8 protein-coding genes, 1 pseudogene and 1 riboswitch are annotated in these 8,540 nt (G+C 69.1%); of the genes and pseudogenes, 3 read left to right on the forward strand and 6 right to left on the reverse strand.

From position 1 onward, the window contains the following. From AB4Y80_RS16600 to AB4Y80_RS16610, 3 genes and pseudogenes are all read right to left on the reverse strand, one after another. Nucleotides 1-282: pseudogene (locus tag AB4Y80_RS16600) on the reverse strand (GNAT family N-acetyltransferase); the annotation flags it as partial. Between the two features lie 5 nt (nucleotides 283-287). Then, nucleotides 288-1,673, reverse strand: coding sequence for a glycine--tRNA ligase (locus AB4Y80_RS16605; RefSeq protein ID WP_442215445.1), 1,386 nt, complete (start codon nucleotides 1,671-1,673; stop codon nucleotides 288-290). A 185-nt stretch (nucleotides 1,674-1,858) separates the two neighbouring features. Continuing rightward, on the reverse strand, nucleotides 1,859-2,998 hold the full coding sequence (locus AB4Y80_RS16610; protein WP_442215446.1) for a lactonase family protein: 1,140 nt from the start codon (nucleotides 2,996-2,998) through the stop codon (nucleotides 1,859-1,861). A 113-nt stretch (nucleotides 2,999-3,111) separates the two neighbouring features. Between AB4Y80_RS16610 and AB4Y80_RS16615 the strand changes: the two genes are divergently transcribed. Further along, nucleotides 3,112-3,342, forward strand: a complete 231-nt coding sequence (locus tag AB4Y80_RS16615) for an RNA-binding S4 domain-containing protein (protein WP_442215447.1) — start codon at nucleotides 3,112-3,114, stop codon at nucleotides 3,340-3,342. 2 nt (nucleotides 3,343-3,344) lie between these two features. Here AB4Y80_RS16615 and AB4Y80_RS16620 read toward each other — a convergent pair whose 3' ends face one another. After that, nucleotides 3,345-3,983, reverse strand: coding sequence for an alpha/beta hydrolase (locus tag AB4Y80_RS16620; protein ID WP_442215448.1), 639 nt, complete (start codon nucleotides 3,981-3,983; stop codon nucleotides 3,345-3,347). Between the two features lie 183 nt (nucleotides 3,984-4,166). On the opposite strand from AB4Y80_RS16620, the gene AB4Y80_RS16625 reads away from it, so the two are divergent. Beyond that, nucleotides 4,167-4,973 (forward strand): SGNH/GDSL hydrolase family protein, encoded by an 807-nt coding sequence (locus tag AB4Y80_RS16625; RefSeq protein WP_442215451.1) that lies wholly within the window; start codon nucleotides 4,167-4,169, stop codon nucleotides 4,971-4,973. Between the two features lie 73 nt (nucleotides 4,974-5,046). Then, complete coding sequence (locus tag AB4Y80_RS16630) at nucleotides 5,047-5,493, forward strand: hypothetical protein (RefSeq protein WP_442215449.1); 447 nt, start codon at nucleotides 5,047-5,049, stop codon at nucleotides 5,491-5,493. A gap of 18 nt (nucleotides 5,494-5,511) precedes the next feature. On the opposite strand, the gene metX is transcribed toward AB4Y80_RS16630, so the two are convergent. After that, nucleotides 5,512-6,663: a homoserine O-acetyltransferase MetX gene (gene metX / locus AB4Y80_RS16635; protein WP_442215452.1), complete on the reverse strand. Its 1,152-nt coding sequence runs from the start codon at nucleotides 6,661-6,663 to the stop codon at nucleotides 5,512-5,514. Nucleotides 6,664-6,707: 44 nt separating this feature from the next. Beyond that, a complete protein-coding gene (locus AB4Y80_RS16640; protein WP_442215450.1) occupies nucleotides 6,708-8,024 on the reverse strand; it encodes a bifunctional o-acetylhomoserine/o-acetylserine sulfhydrylase in 1,317 nt (438 codons plus the stop codon). A gap of 81 nt (nucleotides 8,025-8,105) precedes the next feature. Then, a riboswitch (SAM riboswitch) is annotated at nucleotides 8,106-8,223 on the reverse strand. Between the last annotated feature and the right edge of the window lie 317 nt (nucleotides 8,224-8,540).

Raw genomic sequence — 8,540 nt, forward strand, 5'->3', positions numbered from 1 at the left:
GCCCAGCAGCGCGGCGCCCACGCCGGCGCCGCGGTGGTCGGCGGCGACCTCCACGTACGCCCACAGCCGGGCCGGGTGCAAGGTGGAGGAATACACGACCGCGGCCGCGACCGGAATGCCCTGGTCCTCGGCCACGACGGTCCGTCGCCAGGGCCCGGCGTCCTGGTCCGGCGCCAGCGCGGCACGGAACTGGCCGGCCGGGGCGGACTCGGCGTCGCCCCAGATTTCGCGCAGGGCGAGGTCATCGCCGTCACGCCACGGCCGGTACGTCAGCTCAGCCATGCGCTCTAGGCACCCAGCAGACGGGCGGCCAGATACGCCTGCACCTTGTCCAGGGAGACGCGCTCCTGGCTCATGGTGTCGCGTTCACGGATGGTCACGGCGTTGTCCTCGAGCGTGTCAAAATCCACCGTAATGCAAAACGGGGTGCCGATCTCGTCCTGGCGGCGGTAGCGGCGGCCGATCGCGCCGGCGTCGTCGAACTCGATGTTCCAGTGCCCGCGCAGCTGGTTGGCCAGCTCCTTGGCCTWGGGCGAGAGGTCCTCATTGCGGCTCAAGGGCAGGACGGCGGCCTTGACCGGGGCCAGGCGCGGATCCAGCCGGAGCACGGTGCGCTTGTCCACCCCGCCCTTCGCGTTCGGGGCCTCATCCTCGGTGAACGCGTCCACCAGGAAGGCCATCATGGAGCGGGTCAGGCCGAAGGAGGGCTCAATGACGTAGGGGGTGAAGCGTTCCCCGGTGGCCTGGTTGAAGTAGCTCAGCTCGGTGCCGGAGCCCTTCGTGTGGGAGCTGAGGTCGTAGTCGGTGCGGTTGGCCACGCCCATGAGCTCGCCCCACTCCGAGCCCTGGAAACCGAACTTGTACTCGAAGTCGATGGTGCCGGCGGAGTAGTGCGCGCGCTCGTCCTCGGGGACGTTGAACTGGCGCATGTTCTCCGGGTTGATGCCCAGGTCCAGGAACCAGGCCCAGCACAGGTCCACCCATTCCTTGAACCACTTCTCGGCGTCCTCGGGAGCCGTGAAGAACTCGATTTCCATCTGCTCGAATTCGCGGGTGCGGAAGATGAAGTTGCCGGGCGTGATCTCGTTGCGGAACGCCTTGCCGATCTGGCCGATGCCGAACGGCGGCTTCTTGCGGGAGGTGGTGAGCACGTTGTTGAAGTTCACGAAGATGCCCTGCGCGGTTTCCGGGCGCATGTAGTGCAGGCCGGCGGCCGAATCCACCGGGCCCAGGAACGTCTTGACCAGGCCGGAGAACAGCTGCGGCTCCGTCCACTGGCCCTTGGTGCCGCAGTCGGGGCACACGATCTCGCTCATGCCCTCCACGGGCTGGCGGTTCTTCTTCGCCGTGAAGGCCTCCACGAGGTGGTCCTGGCGGTGGCGCTTGTGGCACTGCGTGCACTCAACGAGCGGGTCGGTGAACGTGGCGACGTGGCCGGAGGCCTCCCATACGGCCTTGGGCAGGATGATGGAGGAATCCAGGCCCACCATGTCCTCGCGTCCGCGCACAAAGGACTGCCACCATTCGCGCTTGATGTTTTCCTTCAGCTCCACGCCGAGGGGCCCGTAGTCCCAGGCCGACCGCGAACCGCCGTAGATTTCACCGGCCTGGAACACAAAGCCGCGACGTTTCGCGAGGGAAATGACCTGGTCAAGCTTGGACTGAGGCGCCACTATTACTCCTATTAATTACGAGGCCGCTGGGTGCGGTCCGTCCCGGGCTCTAGCCTACCGGGCGGCAGGTGGGGTGGGGGAATTCGTCCCGTCCGCGCGGAACCGGCGGCGAGTTTCGCGCACGTTGTCCACTGGCGTCAAACTCACCGCGAGTTTTGCGCAGGGTGGAATTTCTCGGGTCCGCACTAGATGAGCACAACGCAGCTCGGGCTGCCAAAGTCCACGGTTTGGACGGGCGCCCCGGCCGGCAGCCCGTCGGCATCCAGCGCTAGCACGGTCACGGTGTTCGAGCGCTGGTTGGCCACATACATGCGGGCGGCGGTCAGGGCGAAGTGCCGGGGCCAGTCGCCGCCGCAGGCACTCACCCGCAGGAGCCGCGGCGCGGTGGGCGTGGCGCCGCCGAGCCCGGTCACGTCGAAGGCCACCAGCGTGTTGGGGCCGCGGACCGCGCCGTACAGGATGGCCTCATCGGCGGATAACTCAATGTGGGAGGGCAGGAACGCCTCCGGGACGCCAATGTCGTCCGCCGCCGCGGCCATCGGGACCTTGAACAGCCACCGCCACGAGTGGCCGGCCGCCGCCCCGGTCGCCGGATCCGGCTCAACGCGGCGGAGCACGTGCAGGTGTCCGTCCAGCTCCCCGGCCACGAGGAGGAAGTCGCCCCGGATGGCCGCGTGGCGCGGCCCGGTGCCCGGCGGCAGTTCGGCCGAGCCGATCCGCACCTGCCGGCCGCCCGCGGATTCATGTGGCGCGTATTCGCCGCTTTTGTACTCGTCGAGCCGGTCCGCGCCCAGGTCGCAGACCAGGACGGTCCCCCACGGCGTGGCCGTCACCTGGTGGCAGTGCGATGCGTCCTGCCTGTCCGCGACGGGCCCGCTGCCCGGGTGGGACAGCAGCTCGAGTGGCACCGGCGTGGTCCCGTCCCGCACGTCGGCGCCGTTTCGCAGATCCGCCAGGGACGCCACCGCGGTGGTGCCGCTGGAGTAGTTGGCCACCCAGATGGCGTCGCCGATCGGCAGCACGTGGCAAGGGTCGGCCCCTCCGGTCGGGGCCCGCCCCACGAGGGCCAGCGTGGCGGCCTCCAGCGCCGCCACCCGCCCGGCGGGCAGCTCCTCGACCGCAAGCAGGTACCGCCCGCTTGCGGCCAGGAAGGACGGGTTCCGGACGCCGGAGCCCCGCGCCGCCTGCGCCCCCACGGTGCCATCGGGCGCCAGGACATGGCGTGCCAGCCCGGGACCCGCCCCGTACCCGGCCTCCGTGTAGCCGCCCACCACCAGGCTCCCGGGCACGGCCGCGGAGGGGAACTTGATTGTTTCTTCTTCCATGGCGGGTCTCCCGGTAGCGCATTGGATCTCGCTCCCACGCTAGACCCCGCGCCCGCTCAAGTGAATCCGCCGGCGCGAATTCGCCGGGCAATTCGATGCGGCACAATTGACCCATGACATCACCGCAGACCAATGACCTGCCCATCCGCGATTCCATGATCCGCCTTGGCCAGCTGCTCAAGCTTGCCGGCCTGGCGGAGGACGGGGTGGAGGCCGCCGACCTCATCAAGAACGGCATGGTCACGGTCAATGGGGAGATCGACGAACGCCGCGGCCGCCAGCTGCACGACGGCGACGTGGTTACGGTGAACGGGGAATCGGTGCGTATCAGCACCCCGCACTAACGCTAGTTGAGCACCTTCAGCGTCAGGAACTCGCTCACATGGGCCATTTCCTGGGCGTTGATGCCGTGCCACATTCCGGTGTACAGGACCTTGGTCAGCTGGGTGTGGGCGCGCAGCCACGAATTGGTGTAATCCACCGACGCGGCGGGGATGACGGGATCCGCCTGGTCGCGGCCCCAGAAGATCTCCGGCTTCGCGGCGGCCGTGGCGGCGTCGTCAAAGTACGCGTGGCCGTCGGCCTCCACCACAAACCCGGACAGCCCGACGACGGCCGCATAGTCCGCCGGCCGGTGCCGCAGGAGCGTGGTCGCCAGGCACATGCCTTGGGAGAAGCCGAGCAAGGTGACGGACGTGTGTTGGTGACGAACGCCGTCGAGCCAGCCCTCCACCACCCCGGCCGCCGCCGTCACGGCATCCAGGGAGTAGGACAGGTCCGTGCGCAGCGGGAACCAGGCGTAGCCGGGACCGGCGGGCTCTGCGGCCCGGACGGAGGCGACGGTGAAGCCGGCCGGGAGCTGCGCGGCCAGGCCGAAGAGATCCTCCTCATCGGCGCCGTAGCCGTGGAACATCACGAGCAGCGGCGTGCCGGCCCGCTCGCTTTCGTGGCGGGACCACAGGACGGTGGGGGTGGGTGCACTCATGCGGACCATCTTTTCATGCCGGTGCCCGCGAATCGAACCGGCCGCGCGGGGCACCCAGGGTGGCGCAATGTCGCCGGTTGGCGGCAGGATGGGAAGGTGAGCGAATCTACGGCAGAGAACCCAAGCAGCCCGGCGGCCGCGCCCGCGGCCAGCCCGATCCACCCGTGGACCCGGTATGTCGCCATGGGCGACTCCTTCACCGAGGGAATCGGCGATCCCGAGTCCAGCAGCCCCGGCGGCTACCGCGGCTGGGCGGACCGGGTGGCGGAGGAACTCAGTCGCGGCTGCGATGACCTCAAGTACGCCAACCTGGCCATTCGCGGCCGGCTGCTGCAGCAGATCCTGGACGAACAGCTGGCTCCGGCGCTGGCCCTGAAACCGGACCTGATCAGCCTCTCCGCCGGCGGCAACGACCTGATCCGGCCGGGGTCGGACCCCGATGCCCTGGCGGAGTCGCTGGACGCGGCCGTGGCGGCGATGACGGCGGCCGGCGCCACGGTGCTGCTGTTCAACGGCCCCGACATCCGCGAGACCCCGGTGCTGGCGCTGGTCCGCGGGCGGGTGGCCATCTATAACGAGAACCTGCGCACCATCGCGGCGCGGCACGACGCCGTCATTGCCGACATGTGGTCGCTGCGACAACTCGGCGATCCGCGCATGTGGGCCGGGGACAGGCTGCACTTTTCCCCGCTGGGGCACCACACCATCGCCATCATGGCCCTGGAGGCGTTGAACGTCCCGCACACGTTGAAGCCCCTGATGCCCAAGCCGTTGCCGCCGCAAAAATGGCAGACGGCCAGGGCCGAGGACTTGGTGTGGGCCCGGGAGTTCCTGTTCCCGTGGGTGCTGCGCCGACTGCGCCACCGCTCCTCCGGCGACGGCATCTCCGCCAAGCGCCCCACCGCCGGGCCCGCGTTTGGCCCGGGCCCGGCCGCGGATCCCACGGACCAGGCCCGTGCGGGCGGACCGGCCACCGGGTTTCCGGACTAGGATGAAGGTTACGCAGGCATAAGTTCATGAGGGGTGCATTGTGCTAGGTGTTGTGCAAGGTGTCGAAGGCGCGATGGGGACCGGATCCGTGGCGGCCGGCGCCGGCAATTCCATGGACTTCCAGCCGTGGCTGGTCTTTGTGATCATCGCCGTCGTGCTGGTCGCGAACTTCACCCGGGCGGTTGCCCGCCGCAGCCGCCGGCGCAACGACGCGAACCAACCCGCGCAGGCGTACCTGATGCAGGGCCACAACAGCCAGGGCCGCAACGCCTCGCACACCGCACAGCCAGGCCGCCAGCCCGTTGCCGCGCCCTATGCCGGCACGCTGCTTAACGGCCTACCGATGAAGAGCTACGATTCCCCCGGCGCCCACCAGGTGCGCGGCTTCGCCAGCGAACGCATGCTCGCCGAGGCCGAGCTCAAGCGCCAGCTCGACGCCCTGGACGCGGCACGGCGCAGCGGCAAGGTCACGGCCGAGCAATACGCCCTCCACCGCGAGGCGATCTTCAAGAACTTCTAGCCGTACCCGGCACCCGGGTCAATCGGTGAAGAAGGAATCTTGGAGCAGCTCCCCGACGGCGGCCACTTCGGTGAGAAAGCCGTCGTGCCCGATCGGGGAGTCAATGTAACGCACCGGCACGGCGCCGGGCAGCGCCGCGGCCAACTCCTCCGACTGCGCCGGGAAATACAGGCGGTCGCTGGTGACGGCGGCCACCAGGAAGTCCACGCCCGCGGCCTTGCCCAATGCCTGCTCCAGCGTCCCGCGGCCGCGCGTGACGTCGTGGCTCATCAGCGCCTCGGTGATGGCGATGTAGCTGTTCGCGTCAAAGCGCCCCACGAGCTTGCGGGCCTGGTGGTCCAGGTAGCTTTCCACCTGGTAGCGCCCCTCGGCACCGCCGCCCGGCCGCAGCCGACCGCGGCCCAGCGGGTTTTCGCCCGGCTGGACGGCACGGCCGAAGCGGGCACCCATCTCCCCCTCGGACCGGTAGGTGATGTGCGCAATCCGGCGAGCCAGCCCCAGGCCGGAGGTGGGGGCGGCGCCGTCGTAGTAGTCCCCGCCGGCAAAATTGGGGTCCTGGCGAATGGCCAGCACCTGGGCCTGGGCAAAGGCAATCTGTTCGGCCGTGCTCGCGGCAGAGCAGGCCACTACGGCGCACCGACGCACGCGCTCCGGGAACATCACCGCCCATTCGAGGGCACGGGCCCCGCCCATGGACCCGCCGACCACCGCGTGCCAGGAGGTGATGCCCAGGCGGTCGGCCAGGCGGGCCTCGGCGTTCACGGAGTCGCGGATGGTCACAAACGGGAACCGGGAGCCGTACGGGCGCCCATCGGCGGCGATGCTGGACGGGCCGGTGCTGCCGTAGCAGCCGCCGAGCATGTTGGCCGCCACCACAAAGTACTTGGTGGTGTCGATCACCGCGCCCGGGCCGACCAGCCCTTCCCACCAGCCGTCCTCCTCGGAGTCGCCGCGGCTGACGTGGGTGCTGCCGGTGAGCGCGTGCTGGATCAGGACGGCGTTGGTGCCGGTGTCGTTGAGCGTCCCCCAGCATTCAAAGGCAATGGTCACCCGGGGCAGTTTGTCCCCGGATTCCAGCGCCAGGGCGCCGATCTGCACGGAACGCAGCACGCCGCCGCCCTGCCCCACGGCCGCCGACCACGCGCTGCCGACGGGTTCGGGCTTTTCCAAGTCCGGGGAATACACCGCGCTCACCACCGTTCCTCCCACCGGAATCACACCGATTTTGCCGCGCGGAATCCGGCATCAAGATCGGCAATAATGTCTTCGACGCCCTCCAGGCCCACGGACAGGCGCACCAGCCCGGGCCGGACGCCGGCGGCCAGCTGCTGGTCCGGCGAAAGCTGCGCGTGCGTGGTGGAGGCCGGGTGGATCACCAGCGAGCGGACGTCGCCGAGGTTGGCCACGTGCGAGTGCAGCTCCAGGCCGTCCACAAACCGCTTGCCGGCCTCCAGGCCGCCCTTGATGTCAAAGGAGACAATGGCGCCGACGCCCTTGGGACCGTACTTGCGGCCCCGCTCAAACCACGGGCTGGACGGGATGCCCGCATACGTGACCTTCTCGACGTTCTCGTTGCCCTCAAGCCATTCGGCGACGGTGACGGCGTTGGAGACGTGGCGCTCCACGCGCAGGCTCAGCGTTTCCAGGCCCTGGGCGATGAGGAAGGCGTTGAAGGGTGCGACGGCGGAGCCCAGGTCGCGCAGCAGCTGGACGCGCGCCTTGAGGATGTAGGCGAGGTTGGCGCCCAGGGCGCTGCCGACGCCCAGGTCGCGGGCGTAGACCAGGCCGTTGTAGGTCTCGTCCGGGGTGTTGAAGCCGGGGAACCTCTCCGGGTCGGCCGCGAAGTCGAACCTGCCGCCGTCGACAATCACGCCGGCAATGGCGCTGCCGTGCCCGCCCAGGTACTTGGTGGCCGAGTGGATGACGATGTCCGCACCCCACTCCAGCGGGCGGATCAGGTAGGGGGTGGCCAGCGTGTTGTCCACCAGCAGCGGCACGCCCGCCGCGTGGGCGATTTCGCTGATGTTCTCCAGGTCCAGCACGTCCTGGCGCGGGTTGGAGACGACCTCGCCGAAGAAGGCCTTGGTGTTCGGGCGGACGGCCGAGCGCCATTCTTGAAGGTTGTCGGGGTCGGAGACAAACGTGACCTCGATGCCCAGCTTCTTCAGGGTGTGGGCCAGCAGGTTGAACGTGCCGCCGTAGACGCTCGGGCTGGAGACGATGTGGTCCCCGGCCTGGGCCACGTTCAGGATGGCAAAGGTGGTTGCGGCCTGCCCGGAGGCCAGCAGCAGCGCCCCCACACCGCCTTCCAGGCTCGCAATGCGCTGCTCCACCGCATCCTGGGTGGGATTGCCGATCCGCGTGTAGATGGGTTCCAGCTCGGCCAGGGCGAACCGTGCGGCAGCACTTTCCGCCGACGGGAACACGAACGAGGTGGTCTGGTAGATCGGCAACGCCCGGGCGCCGGTGGCGGCGTCCGGCTCCTGGCCGACGTGGATCTGACGGGTTTCAAAGGACCAGGCGTTGGTCATGTTGGCTCCTACACACTTGAGGCCTGCAATGGTGGAAGGCCCACCGGCGCCCCATGGGCGCTGGTGGGCCAAAAATCAGTGGGCCCGCGCTTGCACCGAGACCGGTTGGTCCGGTGCCAGGTCTTCACCCGGGGCACCCCGCCGCAGAAAGGAGGGTTGCCGGTCAGCGAGCCGGGGCTTGTCGCTGACACTCATGACCTGTCTCCAGTGTGGGAGATGGCCGGCCGAGGCTGCAAGAATGTGACGCCAATATGACCGGTACCGAACAATTGGTGGACATTTGCGGCAAAACCTGCAAGGCGCCTGAACTAGTGCGTGGTCCGGCATCCATCCGATGCAGTTAATGCACGGGATGCGCCTTAGGCGTGACCGCCCAGACCCGCGCGGCGCAGGGCCTCGGCCATGGCCGTGTTTGACTTGTTTGACGCGCTTGACGTGCTTGACGTGTTTGATGTGTCCGCCGCCGGCCGGGCCGGCCGGGCCGGGCGGGACTCCTGCCGGGCAGCCGGCCGGGCA

This window comes from Specibacter sp. RAF43 (assembly GCF_052114065.1).
GTDB lineage: Bacteria > Actinomycetota > Actinomycetes > Actinomycetales > Micrococcaceae > Specibacter.

Coding starts and splice junctions, on each gene's coding strand:
- AB4Y80_RS16620 (WP_442215448.1), bottom strand. CDS start 3,983: ATGAGTGCACCCACCCCCACCGTCCTGTGGTCCCGCCACGAAAGCGAG.
- AB4Y80_RS16640 (WP_442215450.1), bottom strand. CDS start 8,024: ATGACCAACGCCTGGTCCTTTGAAACCCGTCAGATCCACGTCGGCCAG.
- AB4Y80_RS16625 (WP_442215451.1), top strand. CDS start 4,167: ATGGGCGACTCCTTCACCGAGGGAATCGGCGATCCCGAGTCCAGCAGC.
- AB4Y80_RS16615 (WP_442215447.1), top strand. CDS start 3,112: ATGACATCACCGCAGACCAATGACCTGCCCATCCGCGATTCCATGATC.
- AB4Y80_RS16610 (WP_442215446.1), bottom strand. CDS start 2,998: ATGGAAGAAGAAACAATCAAGTTCCCCTCCGCGGCCGTGCCCGGGAGC.
- AB4Y80_RS16630 (WP_442215449.1), top strand. CDS start 5,047: ATGGGGACCGGATCCGTGGCGGCCGGCGCCGGCAATTCCATGGACTTC.